Here is a 14,768-nt window from a genome sequence, read left to right as displayed (position 1 = left end):
GTTCAACCTCGTTCGTACCAGCCCTTCGAGCGATTCACTACACGCACAACCAAGAGCATTACCGGCACTTCGACCAGGACGCCGACCACGGTTGCCAGGGCCGCGCCGGAGTGCAGGCCGAACAAACTGATGGCGGCCGCCACGGCCAGCTCGAAGAAGTTGCTGGCACCGATCAGGGCCGAAGGGCAGGCGATGGAGTGCTTTTCCCCGGCCCGCTTGTTCAGCCAATAGGCTAACCCGGAATTGAAGAACACTTGAATCAAGATCGGCACGGCCAGCATGGCGATCACCAGCGGCTGCCGGATGATGGCCTCGCCTTGGAAGGCGAACAGCAGAACCAGCGTTAGCAGCAACGCGGCCATCGACCACGGCCCGATCTTCTGCATAGCCCGGTCAAAGGCGGCCTGCCCTCGCTTGAGCAGATGACGCCGCCAGAGCTGCGCCAAGATCACCGGCACGACGATGTAGAGCACGACCGAAATCAGCAGCGTGTCCCAGGGCACCGTGATCGAGGACATGCCCAGGAGCAAGCCGACGATGGGCGCGAAGGCCACGATCATGATGGCGTCGTTCAAGGCCACTTGCGAGAGCGTGAAAAGTGGGTCGCCATTGGTTAGCCGGCTCCACACGAACACCATAGCCGTGCAGGGTGCGGCGGCCAGCAAGATCAAGCCCGCGATGTAGCTGTCCAGTTGATCGGCCGGCAGAAACGGGGCGAAGACTTGCCGGATGAACAGCCACCCGAGCAGAGCCATCGAAAACGGCTTGACGGCCCAATTCACGAACAGCGTGACGCCGATGCCGCGCCAATGCTCTTTGACCTGGTGCAGCGCCCCGAAGTCGATCTTGACCAGCATCGGGACGATCATCACCCAAATCAGCAGGCCGACCGGCAAATTGACCTGGGCCACCTCCATGCGGCCGATGGCCTGGAACACGCCAGGCAGGCCCTGGCCGAGCGCAACGCCGGCGACGATGCACAGGGCCACCCACAGCGTCAGGTAACGCTCGAAGCCGCTCATCGGTGCTTGGCGCGGCTTCACGGCGACGGCCTGCGCGCCGGCGCTCATGCTTCTTGCTCGGTCTTGCCGATGTTCGACAGCTCGCGCTTGATGGCCGTGTGGTCGAGCATCGTCAGCGGCAGATTCACGAACAGGCGGACGCGGTTCATCATGTGCCGGAAGGTTTGATCGAAGGCCCGGCGCTTCTCGTCGTCAGTGCCTTCGACGGCGGCCGGGTCTTCAAATCCCCAATGCGCCGAGATCGGCTGACCTGGCCACACCGGGCAGACTTCGCCGGCGGCGTTGTCGCAGACGGTGATGATGAAGTCCATCTTCGGCGCGTCGGGCGTGGCGTACTCGTCCCAGCTCTTGCTGCGCAGGTTCTCGGTCGGGTACTTCACCGACTCCACCTTTTCGATGGCGAAGGGATTGACCTTGCCGGTCGGGTGACTGCCGGCGCTGTAGGCGCGGAAGCGGCCTTGCCCCATCGTGTTGATGAGGGCTTCGGCCATGATGCTGCGGGCCGAATTGCCGGTGCAGAGGATGAGGACGTTGTAGGTTCTTTCGGTCATGTGTGGCTCCAATCAGCAGCACGTCGAGGCTTTCGGGGCCACGGTGGAAGTGAGTTGTTGAACAGGGCTACAGCAGCCCGAGGCCGCCGCTTCGGTCGCGGTACGGCCGTGCTCGCCGTAGGTCGGGATGCTGTCGAGGGTGTGGAACGCCTCCCAGGCGATGCCGCTGGGATCGAGGCTCCAATGCTTGTCCGACTTGGCGTAGCAGCAGTTGCTATCTGGCTGCGCCAGGTGCGGCAGGTCGGCCGCTTTCAGGCGCTGGCCCAGCTCGGCCAGCTCGTCGGCGTTCTCGGCCTGGATGCCCAGGTGGTCGAGGCCCTTGGCTTGGCCGCGCTCCGAGATGGCGAAGTTCACGCGCGGATCGTCCAGCATCCATTTGGCGTAATCGTTCTTGGTGATGCTCGGCTCGGCTGCGAACAGGGCCGAGTAGAAGCGGATGCTGTCCGCCAGGTTTTCGACTGACACATGCACGTGCAGGCGTTTCATGATGACCTCTCTTCGGTAGTGGCACAGGCCGGGTTGCAGATAGGCATGCAAGGGTTGCCCCCGCAGCAGTTCTCGGTGAGGAAGGCCACCAGATCGGCGGCCGTCGAGAAATTCGCCTCGTAGATCACAAAGCGGCCTTCCTGCCGCGACGTGACCATGCCGGCGTGGGCCAGCTCTTTCAGGTGGAAGGACAGCGAGGACGGCGGGATGCCGGCCGCTTCGCTGATCTTCCCGGCGGCCATGCCGGCGGGGCCGGCCTGGATGAGCAGCCGGAACACCGCGAGGCGCGATTCTTGGGCGAGGGCCGCCAGGGCGGCTACAGCGTTTAACGTTTCCATATTTCAATAATAATCGAAATATTGAGAGAGGTCAACGGCGCACTTGAGTCGTCGAATTGAGCTAGGCGCGTTTATGTCGTTTTCAGAAGACGACCGCACCATCTGACTGGATGTAACGCCTGGTGTGCATACGGCTCCTGACAGCCCAATATCAGGAGTCGTCTGCACCAATCTCGACTATGCTCAATACTCGTGTGCACCAAAGCGAGGTTTGGGCATGACATCAGACACTCCACCGATTGCCGCGCAAGGCGTGGCCACCCTGCCCGACGAGGCATGGGCGCAAGCCCGGCACCGGACGGAAATCATCGGGCCACTGGCAGCGCTTGAGGTGGTCGGGCATGAAGCCGCCGATGAGGCAGCCCAAGCGCTGGGCCTGTCCCGGCGACAGGTATATGTCCTGATCCGTCGCGCCCGGCAGGGTACTGGCCTGGTAACAGACCTGACGCCCGGCCGATCCGGCGGCGGCAAAGGCAAGGGGCGCTTGCCGGAACCGGTCGAGCGCATCATCCGCGAGCTGCTGCAAAAGCGCTTCCTGACCAAGCAGAAACGCAGCCTGGCGGCGTTCCACCGCGAAGTCGCGCAGGCGTGCAAAACCCAGAAGCTGCCGGTGCCGGCGCGCAACACCGTGGCCCAGCGGATTGCCGGACTACACCCGGCGAAAATAGCCCGCAGCCGGGGCGGGCAGGACGCTGCCCGTCCCTTGCAAGGCGCGGGTGGCATTCCGCCAGAAGTCACCATGCCGCTGGAACAGGTGCAGATCGACCACACCGTCATCGACCTGATCGTGGTCGACGAGCGCGACCGGCAACCGATTGGCCGCCCATATTTGACCCTCGCCATCGACGTGTTCACGCGCTGCGTACTCGGCATGGTGGTCACGCTGGAAGCGCCGTCCGCCGTCTCGGTCGGCCTATGCCTCGCGCATGCCGCCTGCGACAAGCGGCCCTGGCTGGAAGGGCTGAATGTGGAAATGGACTGGCCGATGAGCGGCAAGCCCAGGCTGCTCTATCTGGACAACGCGGCCGAGTTCAAAAGCGAAGCGCTGCGCCGTGGCTGCGAACAGCATGGCATCCGGCTGGACTATCGCCCACCAGGCCAGCCGCACTACGGCGGCATCGTGGAACGGATCATCGGCACGGCGATGCAGATGATCCACGACGAATTACCGGGGACGACCTTCTCCAATCCCGGCCAGCGCGGCGAGTACGATTCCGAGAAGATGGCCACCCTGACGCTGCGCGAGCTGGAGCGCTGGCTCGCGTTGGCGGTAGGCACCTATCACGGCTCCGTGCACAACGGCCTGCTCCAGCCGCCGGCCGCGCGCTGGGCCGAGGCCGTGGAGCGCGTTGGCGTCCCGGCCGTCGTTACCCGCCCCACCGCGTTTTTGGTCGATTTCCGGCTCTGTTGCAAAAATCGTGAAGCTTGAGCATGCTTGGCGGAGATTGGACGGACGGAACGATGACGGATTTCAAGTGGCGCCATTTCCAGGGTGATGTGATCCTGTGGGCGGTGCGCTGGTATTGTCGCTATCCGATCAGCTATCGCGACCTTGAGGAAATGCTGGCGGAACGCGGCATTTCGGTCGACCATACGACGATCTATCGCTGGGTCCAGTGCTACGCCCCGGAGATGGAGAAGCGGCTGCGCTGGTTCTGGCGGCGTGGCTTTGATCCGAGCTGGCGCCTGGATGAAACCTACGTCAAGGTGCGGGGCAAGTGGACCTACCTGTACCGGGCAGTCGACAAGCGGGGCGACACGATCGATTTCTACCTGTCGCCGACCCGCAGCGCCAAGGCAGCGAAGCGGTTCCTGGGCAAGGCCCTGCGAGGCCTGAAGCACTGGGAAAAGCCTGCCACGCTCAATACCGACAAAGCGCCGAGCTATGGTGCAGCGATCACCGAATTGAAGCGCGAAGGAAAGCTGGACCGGGAGACGGCCCACCGGCAGGTGAAGTATCTCAATAACGTGATCGAGGCCGATCACGGAAAGCTCAAGATACTGATCAAGCCGGTGCGCGGTTTCAAATCGATCCCCACGGCCTATGCCACGATCAAGGGATTCGAAGTCATGCGAGCCCTGCGCAAAGGACAGGCTCGCCCCTGGTGCCTGCAGCCCGGCATCAGGGGCGAGGTGCGCCTTGTGGAGAGAGCTTTTGGCATTGGGCCCTCGGCGCTGACGGAGGCCATGGGCATGCTCAACCACCATTTCGCAGCAGCCGCCTGATCGGCGCAGAGCGACAGCCTACCTCTGACTGCCGCCAATCTTTGCAACAGAGCCAGGACTGGTTCCAAATTCTGCCGCTATGGCGGGCAACATGGACTGGTTGAAGTACACGTTTGCCACAGTCAATGCGGACGCGACAGCCATTAGGCTTATCGCTAATCCGCTGAGCTGATCCTCGGACCTGATATTCATGCCTTGGCACCATCAGCGACCTGAGAGTGTGGCCCCAAGACTTGTGCCGCCGCCGAAATTGCGGCGAGTGCTGTGGGAACACCTGCAACAATCGCTACCTGGGTAAGAACGCCGAAAATCTGGTCTCGGGTTGCACCCGCGCGTACCGCAGTGGGGACATGAAATTTGATGACATCAATTCCCGTTGCGCCCAACGCCGCGCCGGCTGCGATGATAACGAGTTCCCGGGTTTTCAAATCCAAATCGGTGCGGCTGTATACATCGCCGAAGACCCACTCAATCACATAGCGACCAAAATCAGGCGAGCTATCCTTGAATCCATCAAGGTATGCCTCCGTGGGAATGCCGGTGACTGCGGCGAATGTAGCAGATCCCCTGGCGAAACGGTCCTTTGAGACCTCAGCAGGCAAAGCGACGCTGGAATTTACGACTGACATACCCTATCTCCTCGTTTGCACTGCACCGTGCAGTCTCCAAAACATACATTGCACAGTGCAGTGCAGTCAAGGAAGGTGATGATCATCGTGAACGAAATTAGCCCGTCTTATTCATGAGGGCGGTGGATCGAAGCTGGCGAGCGTAGCGTAAAGCATTGATCTGGCTTAGGGATTGGGTGCTCACACCAACCTTCTTCACCCCATCGAGCCCGCCACGCCCGCCATGTCCGATCTTGACGCACTTCCGTTCGCGTTTCCATCCGTGAGAGCCAAGAAGCTCACAGCCGCCTTCGACGGCGGGCGCCTGACCTCGGACGGCGGCGTCCTGCTGCTGGCTCAGGCGGCCCGGCGGATGCGGATTGCCGACAAGCTCGCCGCGGTGATCCCGGACCGGCGCGATCCGAGCCGGATCGTGCACCCGCTGCCCGAGATCCTCCTGGCGCGCATCCTGGCCATCGCCTGCGGGTATGAGGACGCGGACGACCTCGACCACCTGCGCGCCGACCCCGCCTTCAAGCTCGCCTGCGGGCGCCTGCCCGAGAGCGGCGCGGACCTGATGAGCCAGCCCACCGTCTCGCGGCTGGAGAACACGCCGGACCTGCGCGACCTGATCCGGCTCGGGCGCGTGCTGGTCGACCTGTACTGCGCCAGCTACGCCGTGCCTCCAGCCGCCGTCACCCTGGACATCGACGACACCTGCGACGTGGTCCACGGCCAGCAGCAGTTGTCGTTGTTCAACGCCCACCACGATGCGCGCTGCTTTCTGCCCATCCACGTCTACGACACCGCCACCGCGCGCCCGGTGGCGATGATCCTGCGGCCGGGCAAGACGCCGTCCGGCCGCGAGGTGCGGGGCCATCTGCGCCGCCTCCTCAGGGCCATCCGCCGCCATTGGCCGACGACCGCGATCACGATCCGGGGCGACGGCCATTACGGCCGGCCCGAGGTCATGGACTGGTGCGAAGACAACGGCGTCGCCTACGTCTTCGGCCTGACCGGCACCAAGGCGCTGGCCGCCAAGGTCGAGGATATCGCCGATACCATCCGGGTGGTGCGGGCCATCGGCGACAAGGATGCGGTGCGCGGCTTTGCCGAGACCACGCACGCAGCCAAGTCCTGGCGGCAGGAACGTCGCGTCGCGGCTCGCATCGAAGCCACGCGGCTCGGCCTCGACATCCGCTACGTGGTCACCAACATCGAAACCGGCACGCCCGAATGGCTCTATGCCGAGCTCTACTGCGCCCGCGGCCAGGCCGAGAACCTGATCAAGCTCCACAAGGGCCAGCTCGCCTCCGACCGTACCTCGTGCCGGAACCCCGCCGCCAACCAGATGCGCCTCGTGCTGCACACCGCTGCCTATTGGCTGATGCTGACCGTGCGCGAGGCCATCCCGATCACCCATCGCTTGGCCAAGGCCGAGTTCGCCACGATCCGGTTGCGCCTGCTCAAACTCGGGGCCCGCGTCCGCGAGACCGCGGCCCGCGTCCGTCTCGCCTTTGCCGCAGCCAGCCCCGAGGCCGACCTGCTGCGCCACTTGGCGATCGCGCTCGCCCCGGCACCGGCCTGACCCATGGGGCAGAGACGCCCCGACGAACCCACGCCCGTCCCTCCAGCGCCAACAAAACGACCCCGATCCACACGCGTCAGGCAGACGCGCGATCCCGCTCGCCGTCAGCCCAGAACCCACCGTCCGCCATTGTCCGATGAATAAGACGGGTTAGCGATTCCCCCCCGCAGCGCCGGTCCCTCAACTCGCAGCGACAGGCTCTGTTGCAAAAATCGTGAAGCTTGAGCATGCTTGGCGGAGATTGGACGGACGGAACGATGACGGATTTCAAGTGGCGCCATTTCCAGGGTGATGTGATCCTGTGGGCGGTGCGCTGGTATTGTCGCTATCCGATCAGCTATCGCGACCTTGAGGAAATGCTGGCGGAACGCGGCATTTCGGTCGACCATACGACGATCTATCGCTGGGTCCAGTGCTACGCCCCGGAGATGGAGAAGCGGCTGCGCTGGTTCTGGCGGCGTGGCTTTGATCCGAGCTGGCGCCTGGATGAAACCTACGTCAAGGTGCGGGGCAAGTGGACCTACCTGTACCGGGCAGTCGACAAGCGGGGCGACACGATCGATTTCTACCTGTCGCCGACCCGCAGCGCCAAGGCAGCGAAGCGGTTCCTGGGCAAGGCCCTGCGAGGCCTGAAGCACTGGGAAAAGCCTGCCACGCTCAATACCGACAAAGCGCCGAGCTATGGTGCAGCGATCACCGAATTGAAGCGCGAAGGAAAGCTGGACCGGGAGACGGCCCACCGGCAGGTGAAGTATCTCAATAACGTGATCGAGGCCGATCACGGAAAGCTCAAGATACTGATCAAGCCGGTGCGCGGTTTCAAATCGATCCCCACGGCCTATGCCACGATCAAGGGATTCGAAGTCATGCGAGCCCTGCGCAAAGGACAGGCTCGCCCCTGGTGCCTGCAGCCCGGCATCAGGGGCGAGGTGCGCCTTGTGGAGAGAGCTTTTGGCATTGGGCCCTCGGCGCTGACGGAGGCCATGGGCATGCTCAACCACCATTTCGCAGCAGCCGCCTGATCGGCGCAGAGCGACAGCCTACCTCTGACTGCCGCCAATCTTTGCAACAGAGCCGATTTCCTGCCGGTGATCCGCCGCACCCTGACCCGCACCGGCTTTGTCATCGACCACATCCACTACTACGCCGACGCCCTCAAGCCGTGGATTGCCCGGCGCGAGCGCTTGCCCGCCTTCCTGATCCGGCGCGATCCGCGCGACATCAGCCGCATCTGGGTACTGGAACCGGAAGGTCAGCACTATCTGGAGATCCACTACCGCACCTTGTCCCATCCGGCCGTCACCCTCTGGGAACAACGCCAGGCGCTGGCCAAATTGCGTCAGCTCGGGCGCGAGCAGGTGGACGAGTCGGCGCTGTTCCGCATGATCGGGCAGATGCGCGAGATCGTGACCACCGCCCAGAAGGCCACGCGCAAGGCGCGGCGCGACGCTGATCGCCGCCAGCACCTCAAGACGTCGGAGCCACCGGCCAAGCCCATACCGCCGGATGTGGACATGGCTGACCCGCAGGCAGACAACCTGCCGCCGGCCAAACCGTTCGATCAGATCGAGGAGTGGTCGCCGTCGATGAATATAAGAGGACTTGCCATGGAATGCTCTCGGACATAGGAAATCAGGAGTTCCAATCTTCAGTGAGGGGCTAAGATAGGAAAAGTTGAATTTCTAAACGATGAAATTCAGCTTTTCTGAACAAGGAGTGACTCATGCGCGAAATCAGCCTGGACCGTCTGCGCACGTTGGTGGCCATTGCCGACCTGGGTTCGTTTGCCGAGGCGGCCCGTGTGCTGCACCTCGCGCCACCCACGGTCAGTTTGCATATTGCCGACCTGGAGTCGCGGGTTGGCGGAAAGCTGTTGTCGCGCACACGTGGGCGCATTCAGCCTTCGGCGATTGGAGAAACGCTGGTGGAGCGCGCGCGGCGCCTGTTGGCGGATGCGGAGCAGGCGCTTGAGGACGTGGAGCGTCAGGTGCAGGGCTTGGCCGGGCGTGTGCGGCTGGGTGCCTCCACAGGGGCCATCGCACAGTTGATGCCGCAAGCTTTGGAGACGTTGGGCCAACGCCATCCCGCTATCGATGTGCAGGTCGCGGTGCTCACGTCGCAGGAAACTTTGAAGAAGCTTGCCGAGGGCTCTTTGGAGATCGGTCTGGTCGCGCTGCCACAGACCCCGGTGAAGGAATTGCGGATCGAGCCATGGCGGCGGGACCCGGTCATGGCCTTCTTGCCGGCTCGCTGGGAATGCCCGGATGTTGTGACCCCCGGTTGGCTGGCCGCCCAGCCATTAATTCTGAATGACAAAACTACTCGGCTTTCGCGCTTGACCTCGGAGTGGTTCGCCAGTGATGGACGGCAGCCCACGCCGCGTATTCAACTGAACTACAACGATGCGATCAAAAGCCTAGTGGCGGCCGGTTATGGTGCGACGTTGTTGCCGCATGAAGCCTCCACGCCATTGCCCGATACCAGGATCGTCATGCGGCCATTACAGCCCTTATTGTGGCGTCAACTTGGTATTGCCCACCGTGGTGGGGACGTCGAGCGGCCTACGCAACATGTGCTGGATGTGTTGTGGGGGTTGAGTGCGGGCTAGGGCGATGTTGTCAGAGAAAGGACCGCTTTCGACCCGGTCATACGGTGATTGAGGTCCCAGGCGTCAGCTACCGCACCTGAAGCCGTCGTTCATCGCTCCAAAGCCGGTGCCTGTCTCCGTTCGCCCAGGCCAGGGTGTCGTAGTACTTGTGCAGCAGCTCGGTAATGGCGGCGGTGTCGTCGGTCATGGGGTTTCCTTGGGGTTGGCGGTGAGGACTGCCTGGACGCGTGCTTGCAGCGCGGGCAGCACGTCTTGTTGGAACCAGGGGTTGCGCACCAGCCAGCGATTGTTGCGCGGGCTAGGGTGAGGCAGGGGGAACGCTTGCGGCCAGTGCTCGCGCCAGGCTTCGACCACCCGGGTGAGCGGCGTCTTGCCAGTACCGAGGTGGTAGTCCATGGCGTAGCTGCCCAGCACGATGACCAGCGACAGGCGCTCGAAACGCTGCATGAAGGCTTCGCGCCAGGCGGGGGGCGCACTCCGGGCGTAGCGGCAGGTCACCGCTTTTGCCGGTGCCCGGATAACAGAAGCCCATGGGCAGAATGGCGATGCGGGTAGGGTCGTAGAAGGTGTCGCGGTCCACGCCCAGCCAGGCGCGCAGACGCGCGCCGCTGGCGTCGTCGAAGGGCACGCCTGAGGCATGGACCCGGGCCCCCGGTGCTTGGCCGGCGATGAGGATGGGCGCACTCGGGTGAAACTGGAAGACCGGCTGCACGCCGTGTGGCAGATGCGGTGCGCAGCGCGTGCAGGCGCGGACGTCGGTCAGAAAGGCGTCGAGTGTCGGCATGGCGCGCTTCCGGAAAGGGTGGCTCGCGCAGGACGGAGGTGCCATCCTGCGCGAAGCGTAACCCGGCAGCAAGTCAGTGCTGGGTCAGTGTCGGATAGCCCTGGATGAATACGCGGTCGGTCTTGGCCGCCGGCACATGGCAGCCCATGCAGTCGGCTTCGTAGCTGACGGCGACATTCTTGGCGGGGGCGTCGGCCTTGAACAGCGCCCAGCCCCAGCCGTCGCCCCACAAGGGGTTGCTGGCGAAACGGCCTTTGGCGTCCTTGACCATCACGAACCACACGGCCGCATCGGAACCCCAGACCACAGGGTTGCCAGTGGTCATGGCGCTGGTTTCGAGCTTGCGGATCTCTTTCACCAGCGTGGCGCCGTCCAAGAACTTGCCGGTCTTGCGGTAGTGCTCGGCCGAGGCCTTTAGTCGCCGGCCGTGACGGCCAGTGGCAGGACGAGGGCGCTGGCGAGCAGAGCGCCGGTGAGTGCGATTTTCATCGTGTTCTCCTTATATGCCTATGGAGATCAGACGGCGACCACGGGGAAATCCACCGTGGGGTCGGCGATGTGGTTGGTGTAGTTGGTGAGCGTGTTCAGCGCGACGTTGGCGATCACTTCCAGTATCAGGCCGTCGTCGAGCCCCGCGCGGCGGTAGTTGGCCATGGCGTCGGCCGACACCACGCCGCGTTGCTCGACCAGCGCGCGGGCAAAGCCGGCGATTGCATCGTCAAGTGCGTTGGCCGCCTGGCCGGTGCGGGCCGCGGCGATGGCCTCTGCCGACAGTCCGGCACCTTTGCCGATCAGGGTGTGTGCGCTCAGGCAATACTGGCAGCGATTGGCTTGACCGGCAGCGAGCGCAACGATCTCGCGCTGGGAGGCATTCAGGCGGCCGGTGCCCAGCGTTTCGGACAAGCCGAGGTAGCCATTGAGCGCCGCCGGCGCGTGGGCCAGCGTGGCGAACAGGTTCGGCACCATGCCAAGCTTGGCTTTGACGGCCTTGAGTGTGGCAGCGGTAGCGGCGTCAGCGGTGTCGATGGTCAGGGGGGCGATTTGGGTCATGTCTATCTCCGTAGTGGGTGAGGTGCAAGAGCACGTGGGCATGATCGCCCTTTGTTTGGTACGATATGGCACGTAAAGTATCAAATACGTAACCTATCGTCTTATATGGAGAGTGGAATGGCGGATCGACTGGCCGGCTTGCTCCGGCACTACTCGCTTTCGGCGCGCGTTTTTCACAGCGGCGCCTTCTGTGGGCAGCATCATTACGCGGCGCCGCATGGCTATATCCATCTGGTGCGGCGCGGCCCGATTACGGCGCGTTCGCCCGTGCATGAAGATCTGCTGGTTACCGAGCCGAGCCTGCTGTTTTATCCGCGCGTGGCGTCGCATCGTTTTGTCGCCGCCCCCGGCGATACCGCTGAGCAGTTGTGTGCGGAGGTCGACCTGGGCGCTTCGACGGGCAATCCGTTGGCCATGGCCTTGCCGTCGATGCTGCTGATTCCGTTGGCGGACTTGCCCGGCCTCGGGCCGACGCTAGAGTTGCTGTTTGCCGAAGCCGAGCGCGACCAGTGCGGTCGGCAGGCCGCCATCGACCGCTTGTGCGAGTTGCTACTGATCCAGTTGCTGCGTTATCTGATGGATGGGCGGCTTGGCGCCACCGGACTGCTGGCGGGCCTGGCCGACCCGAAACTCGCGCGCGCCATAACCGCCATGCACGATGCGCCGCAGACCGCGTGGTCGCTCGAGGCGCTGGCGGCGAAGGCGGGCATGTCACGCGCGCGCTTCGCCGCCGCGTTCAAGGACGCGGTGGGCGTCACGCCGGGCGACTATCTGGCCGACTGGCGGATGAACGTCAGTTGCACCCTGCTCAAGCAGGGGCGGCCGGTGGCGGTGGTGGCCGACCGCGTCGGCTACGGCAGCCCGAACGCTCTGGCGCGCGCCTTCCGCGTGCGCATGGGCTGCGCCCCGCGCGACTGGCTGGCGCAGCAGCGCGGTGACGCGGCGCTCAGCGGTTCGTGAGTTTGAGTTCGATTCGCCGGTTCTTGGCGTAGGCGGCGCCGGTGTTGCGCTCGTCGAGCGGGTGAAATTCGCATCACGCCGGAACAACTGGCGGAACTCCAGGTGGCGATCCGTCAACGGCTGGTCAGTCTGTTCGTGCGGCGCGGCCGGCTGGACAAGGCTGAGTCAGTGGCGCAGGTAGCTGGATGACGCTGTCCCGCCCTGAGCCGACGCTCACAGGCGGGGATTTCCAGTGTCGTCATTGTCGGCTATTGGCCGGCAGCAGCCCGTCGTTGCCTGATGGATCCAACCCCTCCGCTGCTATAGTGCAGTCGGCTTCTGACGTTCAGTGCAGCCGTCTTCTGAAAACGACAGCGCGTTTAGATCGTCGTTTCATAAATGAGCCTATCGGGATAACATAGGCACATTTAGGTATGCCCAAAGGAGCCGGCCAGTATGAGCAGGACGAAGCCAGTAGCCGCGCCGATGATGGCGCGGGTCTATCTGCGCGTCAGCACCGACGCGCAGGACTTGGAACGCCAAGAGGCGATCATCACGGCCGCGAAGGCCGCCGGCTACTACGTCGCCGGCATCTACCGTGAGAAGGCATCCGGCGCACGCGCCGACCGGCCCGAGCTGCTGCGCATGATCGGCGACCTACAGCCCGGTGAGGTGGTCATTGCCGAGAAGATCGACCGCATCAGCCGCCTACCCTTGCCCGAGGCCGAGCGCCTGGTGGCCTCGATACAGGCCAAAGGCGCACGCCTGGCCGTCCCTGGCGTGGTCGATCTATCCGACCTGGCGGCCGAGGCCCAGGGCGTCGCCAAGATCGTGCTGGAAGCCGTGCAGACCATGCTTTTGCGCCTGGCCTTGCAGATGGCCCGCGACGACTACGAGGACAGGCGCGAACGCCAGCGCCAAGGCATTGAGTTGGCCCGCCAGGCCGGGCGCTACAAGGGCCGCCGTGCTGATCCGAAGCGCCGCGCCCAGGTTGTCGCGCTGCGCAAGTCCGGCCACAGCATCAACAAAACCGCCGAGCTGGCCGGGTGCAGTGCGGCCCAGGTGAAACGGATATGGGCCGAGGTCAGCCAGGCCGAAGCGAAGCAGCACGGCGCGTTCGTGGAGGACGCATTGACGGAAGCCGATGCGCTGGCCGCTGTCGGCCAGGATGAACGCCAGGAGGAAAGGGCATGACGAAGCCGCACCAAGACGACGAGCCGTTTTTCATCACCGAGGAAATTGCGGCCGAAATGATCGCCGGCGGCTACGAGTTCGAGCCGCCGCCCATTCCTTGCACCATCCGCCTACGCGACGTGCTGGAGCGCATGACCGATGCCGAGCTAGCATTGGAGCCGGGCGAGATCGCCGACCAAGAGCGTGAACGCCGACGGTGCAAGCCGTGTTCAACCTCATGATCTGCACATGGTATTTTTCGTGGCACTGAGCCCATCCGTGCTTGCAAGCTATTGTCGCTAAAGGATTTTATGTTCTTGTTTACAATCGAGTGGGAGTGAGTCTGCAGTAGTGAATTAGTGAAAAAATTCACCGGTCTTTAGTTGGTAATTTATAGATTTGTATTGACTAAAGACTGTTTTAGTGTGGCTCGGTTATCGTCGCATCATGGAATTGGTTGTAATCGTGTAAGGGTCATTATTAGGAGGCATCGTACTGCTGTAGGAAGTTAAGAATAAGTGGCCCGCCTAACATCACAATTAAGGTGTGACTGCATGCTAATGCCGGTGGTGTGCGCCCAATGCGCTGATGAGATGCTTTCTAGAGCTAAATTAATCCCGGATGGCGGGATTCCAATTGAAACAGTAGTGGTGCCTGTGCAAACGGTTGGTCTTTACCGTGCTGCTTGTCGCCGTGGCCATAACATTGTGATGGTTGCGGATTTTCAGCAATTCGAACTTTTATTTGAAAGTGCTTTAGAGGCATTTTCAGACACTTATTTTAGAGAGTCGGTAAGCTCCTTTGCGGCAGCGCTAGAGCGCTACTACGAATTTGCGATTCGCACTCTTCTTATCGAGAGGTCGGTAAGTCGGGATGCAGTTGATGTCATATGGAAATCTGTCGCTAAGCAATCTGAGCGGCAGCTGGGAATGTTTATTGGGTTGTACTCAGCGGTGCGAGGCTTCCCGCCCAAGATACTTTCTAACGATCAGGCGTTCTTCCGTAATAGTGTAATTCACAACGGTCATTTTCCCTCGCCTAACGAAGCTTTTGAGTTTGGCTCGTCGGTATATGAGCTATTGTTGAATGGAGTCAAGGAGCTAAGAGTAGATTTTCATGATTCGATGCAGGAGGCTCGAAATTTTACAAGGAAAAAGGCGTACGAAGGAGTTAAGTCTGGTGAAGTTCCAGTGCAGTTCGCAATGAGTACGACCATCTCGCTTGCAAATATTAGTGATCCTTTGCCGATGCTAGACGCAATAAATTCAGTGGCGGATCGTCTTCGGCGTCATAGATATTCTGATAATCCAAAGTCCCCTGAAGGTGGGTGATTTTTTAAGTGCCTAATGCTTTGGATGTGAGTGCAATGAGGCCTCTCGAACGTAAAGCGAAATC

The 14,768-nt window shown here is 62.4% G+C and carries 18 protein-coding genes and 1 pseudogene; 10 read left to right on the top strand and 9 right to left on the bottom strand.

Features of this window, described 5'->3' with window-relative positions; genetic code table 11:
- Window positions 1-2: 2 nt before the first annotated feature.
- The 4 genes from arsB to AC06DU_RS11400 are packed head-to-tail and all read right to left on the bottom strand — an operon-like array spanning window position 3 to window position 2,397.
- The gene (gene arsB, locus AC06DU_RS11415; protein WP_425477261.1) at window positions 3-1,022 is read right to left on the bottom strand and encodes an ACR3 family arsenite efflux transporter; all 1,020 of its coding nucleotides are present in this window, start codon (window positions 1,020-1,022) and stop codon (window positions 3-5) included.
- Between the two features lie 44 nt (window positions 1,023-1,066).
- Window positions 1,067-1,573, bottom strand: coding sequence for an arsenate reductase ArsC (locus AC06DU_RS11410; RefSeq protein WP_023596207.1), 507 nt, complete (start codon window positions 1,571-1,573; stop codon window positions 1,067-1,069).
- Window positions 1,574-1,585: 12 nt separating this feature from the next.
- Complete coding sequence (locus tag AC06DU_RS11405; protein ID WP_023596206.1) at window positions 1,586-2,059, bottom strand: ArsI/CadI family heavy metal resistance metalloenzyme; 474 nt, start codon at window positions 2,057-2,059, stop codon at window positions 1,586-1,588.
- The gene (locus AC06DU_RS11400) at window positions 2,056-2,397 is read right to left on the bottom strand and encodes an ArsR/SmtB family transcription factor (RefSeq protein WP_023596205.1); all 342 of its coding nucleotides are present in this window, start codon (window positions 2,395-2,397) and stop codon (window positions 2,056-2,058) included. Before AC06DU_RS11400 ends, AC06DU_RS11405 begins: the two co-directional genes overlap by 4 nt.
- A gap of 217 nt (window positions 2,398-2,614) precedes the next feature.
- On the opposite strand from AC06DU_RS11400, the gene AC06DU_RS11395 reads away from it, so the two are divergent.
- Both AC06DU_RS11395 and AC06DU_RS11390 read left to right on the top strand, forming a co-directional pair.
- Window positions 2,615-3,826 (top strand): DDE-type integrase/transposase/recombinase, encoded by a 1,212-nt coding sequence (locus tag AC06DU_RS11395; RefSeq protein ID WP_023082272.1) that lies wholly within the window; start codon window positions 2,615-2,617, stop codon window positions 3,824-3,826.
- Between the two features lie 32 nt (window positions 3,827-3,858).
- Window positions 3,859-4,623: an IS6-like element IS6100 family transposase gene (locus tag AC06DU_RS11390; RefSeq protein ID WP_001389365.1), complete on the top strand. Its 765-nt coding sequence runs from the start codon at window positions 3,859-3,861 to the stop codon at window positions 4,621-4,623.
- Window positions 4,624-4,811: 188 nt separating this feature from the next.
- On the opposite strand, the gene AC06DU_RS11385 is transcribed toward AC06DU_RS11390, so the two are convergent.
- On the bottom strand, window positions 4,812-5,252 hold the full coding sequence (locus AC06DU_RS11385; RefSeq protein WP_071117966.1) for a carboxymuconolactone decarboxylase family protein: 441 nt from the start codon (window positions 5,250-5,252) through the stop codon (window positions 4,812-4,814).
- Window positions 5,253-5,475: 223 nt separating this feature from the next.
- Here AC06DU_RS11385 and AC06DU_RS11380 point away from each other — a divergent pair, with 223 nt between their 5' ends.
- The 4 genes from AC06DU_RS11380 to AC06DU_RS11365 all read left to right on the top strand — a co-directional run bounded on the left by AC06DU_RS11380 (window position 5,476) and on the right by AC06DU_RS11365 (window position 9,427).
- Entirely contained in the window at window positions 5,476-6,819 is a 1,344-nt protein-coding gene (locus AC06DU_RS11380) for an IS1380 family transposase (RefSeq protein ID WP_023082273.1), read from the top strand.
- Between the two features lie 257 nt (window positions 6,820-7,076).
- Entirely contained in the window at window positions 7,077-7,841 is a 765-nt protein-coding gene (locus tag AC06DU_RS11375) for an IS6-like element IS6100 family transposase (RefSeq protein WP_001389365.1), read from the top strand.
- Window positions 7,842-7,907: 66 nt separating this feature from the next.
- Complete coding sequence (locus AC06DU_RS11370; RefSeq protein ID WP_008786558.1) at window positions 7,908-8,447, top strand: Mu transposase C-terminal domain-containing protein; 540 nt, start codon at window positions 7,908-7,910, stop codon at window positions 8,445-8,447.
- 95 nt (window positions 8,448-8,542) lie between these two features.
- A complete protein-coding gene (locus AC06DU_RS11365) occupies window positions 8,543-9,427 on the top strand; it encodes a LysR family transcriptional regulator (protein ID WP_003465017.1) in 885 nt (294 codons plus the stop codon).
- A 183-nt stretch (window positions 9,428-9,610) separates the two neighbouring features.
- Here the strand turns inward: AC06DU_RS11365 and AC06DU_RS11360 are convergent, their stop codons facing one another.
- The 4 genes and pseudogenes from AC06DU_RS11360 to AC06DU_RS11345 form a co-directional block, all read right to left on the bottom strand.
- A complete protein-coding gene (locus AC06DU_RS11360) occupies window positions 9,611-9,874 on the bottom strand; it encodes a uracil-DNA glycosylase family protein (RefSeq protein WP_003830781.1) in 264 nt (87 codons plus the stop codon).
- 61 nt (window positions 9,875-9,935) lie between these two features.
- Window positions 9,936-10,211: pseudogene (locus AC06DU_RS11355) on the bottom strand (uracil-DNA glycosylase family protein); the annotation flags it as partial.
- Window positions 10,212-10,284: 73 nt separating this feature from the next.
- Window positions 10,285-10,569 (bottom strand): cytochrome P460 family protein, encoded by a 285-nt coding sequence (locus AC06DU_RS11350; protein ID WP_229006821.1) that lies wholly within the window; start codon window positions 10,567-10,569, stop codon window positions 10,285-10,287.
- Between the two features lie 158 nt (window positions 10,570-10,727).
- On the bottom strand, window positions 10,728-11,261 hold the full coding sequence (locus tag AC06DU_RS11345) for a carboxymuconolactone decarboxylase family protein (RefSeq protein WP_032437899.1): 534 nt from the start codon (window positions 11,259-11,261) through the stop codon (window positions 10,728-10,730).
- A 117-nt stretch (window positions 11,262-11,378) separates the two neighbouring features.
- Between AC06DU_RS11345 and AC06DU_RS11340 the strand changes: the two genes are divergently transcribed.
- The 4 genes from AC06DU_RS11340 to AC06DU_RS11325 all read left to right on the top strand — a co-directional run bounded on the left by AC06DU_RS11340 (window position 11,379) and on the right by AC06DU_RS11325 (window position 14,704).
- Complete coding sequence (locus AC06DU_RS11340) at window positions 11,379-12,221, top strand: helix-turn-helix transcriptional regulator (protein WP_003830784.1); 843 nt, start codon at window positions 11,379-11,381, stop codon at window positions 12,219-12,221.
- Between the two features lie 435 nt (window positions 12,222-12,656).
- Window positions 12,657-13,394, top strand: coding sequence for a recombinase family protein (locus AC06DU_RS11335; RefSeq protein ID WP_023596202.1), 738 nt, complete (start codon window positions 12,657-12,659; stop codon window positions 13,392-13,394).
- Window positions 13,391-13,615, top strand: a complete 225-nt coding sequence (locus AC06DU_RS11330; protein WP_023596201.1) for a hypothetical protein — start codon at window positions 13,391-13,393, stop codon at window positions 13,613-13,615. Before AC06DU_RS11335 ends, AC06DU_RS11330 begins: the two co-directional genes overlap by 4 nt.
- Before the next feature lie 312 nt (window positions 13,616-13,927).
- A complete protein-coding gene (locus tag AC06DU_RS11325; RefSeq protein WP_478202452.1) occupies window positions 13,928-14,704 on the top strand; it encodes a hypothetical protein in 777 nt (258 codons plus the stop codon).
- Window positions 14,705-14,768: the final 64 nt, after the last annotated feature.

This window comes from Xanthomonas sp. NCPPB 3200 (assembly GCF_056393585.1).
The sequence above is the reverse complement of the archived record's forward strand: the minus strand, read 5'-3'. Positions and strand labels throughout refer to the sequence as shown.

What these genes read in the sequence shown, in the direction of transcription:
- arsB (WP_425477261.1), bottom strand. Translation starts at nt 1,022, where the DNA reads ATGAGCGGCTTCGAGCGTTACCTGACGCTGTGGGTGGCCCTGTGCATC.
- AC06DU_RS11410 (WP_023596207.1), bottom strand. Translation starts at nt 1,573, where the DNA reads ATGACCGAAAGAACCTACAACGTCCTCATCCTCTGCACCGGCAATTCG.
- AC06DU_RS11405 (WP_023596206.1), bottom strand. Translation starts at nt 2,059, where the DNA reads ATGAAACGCCTGCACGTGCATGTGTCAGTCGAAAACCTGGCGGACAGC.
- AC06DU_RS11400 (WP_023596205.1), bottom strand. Translation starts at nt 2,397, where the DNA reads ATGGAAACGTTAAACGCTGTAGCCGCCCTGGCGGCCCTCGCCCAAGAA.
- AC06DU_RS11395 (WP_023082272.1), top strand. Translation starts at nt 2,615, where the DNA reads ATGACATCAGACACTCCACCGATTGCCGCGCAAGGCGTGGCCACCCTG.
- AC06DU_RS11390 (WP_001389365.1), top strand. Translation starts at nt 3,859, where the DNA reads ATGACGGATTTCAAGTGGCGCCATTTCCAGGGTGATGTGATCCTGTGG.
- AC06DU_RS11385 (WP_071117966.1), bottom strand. Translation starts at nt 5,252, where the DNA reads ATGTCAGTCGTAAATTCCAGCGTCGCTTTGCCTGCTGAGGTCTCAAAG.
- AC06DU_RS11380 (WP_023082273.1), top strand. Translation starts at nt 5,476, where the DNA reads ATGTCCGATCTTGACGCACTTCCGTTCGCGTTTCCATCCGTGAGAGCC.
- AC06DU_RS11375 (WP_001389365.1), top strand. Translation starts at nt 7,077, where the DNA reads ATGACGGATTTCAAGTGGCGCCATTTCCAGGGTGATGTGATCCTGTGG.
- AC06DU_RS11365 (WP_003465017.1), top strand. Translation starts at nt 8,543, where the DNA reads ATGCGCGAAATCAGCCTGGACCGTCTGCGCACGTTGGTGGCCATTGCC.
- AC06DU_RS11360 (WP_003830781.1), bottom strand. Translation starts at nt 9,874, where the DNA reads ATGCAGCGTTTCGAGCGCCTGTCGCTGGTCATCGTGCTGGGCAGCTAC.
- AC06DU_RS11345 (WP_032437899.1), bottom strand. Translation starts at nt 11,261, where the DNA reads ATGACCCAAATCGCCCCCCTGACCATCGACACCGCTGACGCCGCTACC.
- AC06DU_RS11340 (WP_003830784.1), top strand. Translation starts at nt 11,379, where the DNA reads ATGGCGGATCGACTGGCCGGCTTGCTCCGGCACTACTCGCTTTCGGCG.
- AC06DU_RS11335 (WP_023596202.1), top strand. Translation starts at nt 12,657, where the DNA reads ATGAGCAGGACGAAGCCAGTAGCCGCGCCGATGATGGCGCGGGTCTAT.
- AC06DU_RS11330 (WP_023596201.1), top strand. Translation starts at nt 13,391, where the DNA reads ATGACGAAGCCGCACCAAGACGACGAGCCGTTTTTCATCACCGAGGAA.
- AC06DU_RS11325 (WP_478202452.1), top strand. Translation starts at nt 13,928, where the DNA reads ATGCTAATGCCGGTGGTGTGCGCCCAATGCGCTGATGAGATGCTTTCT.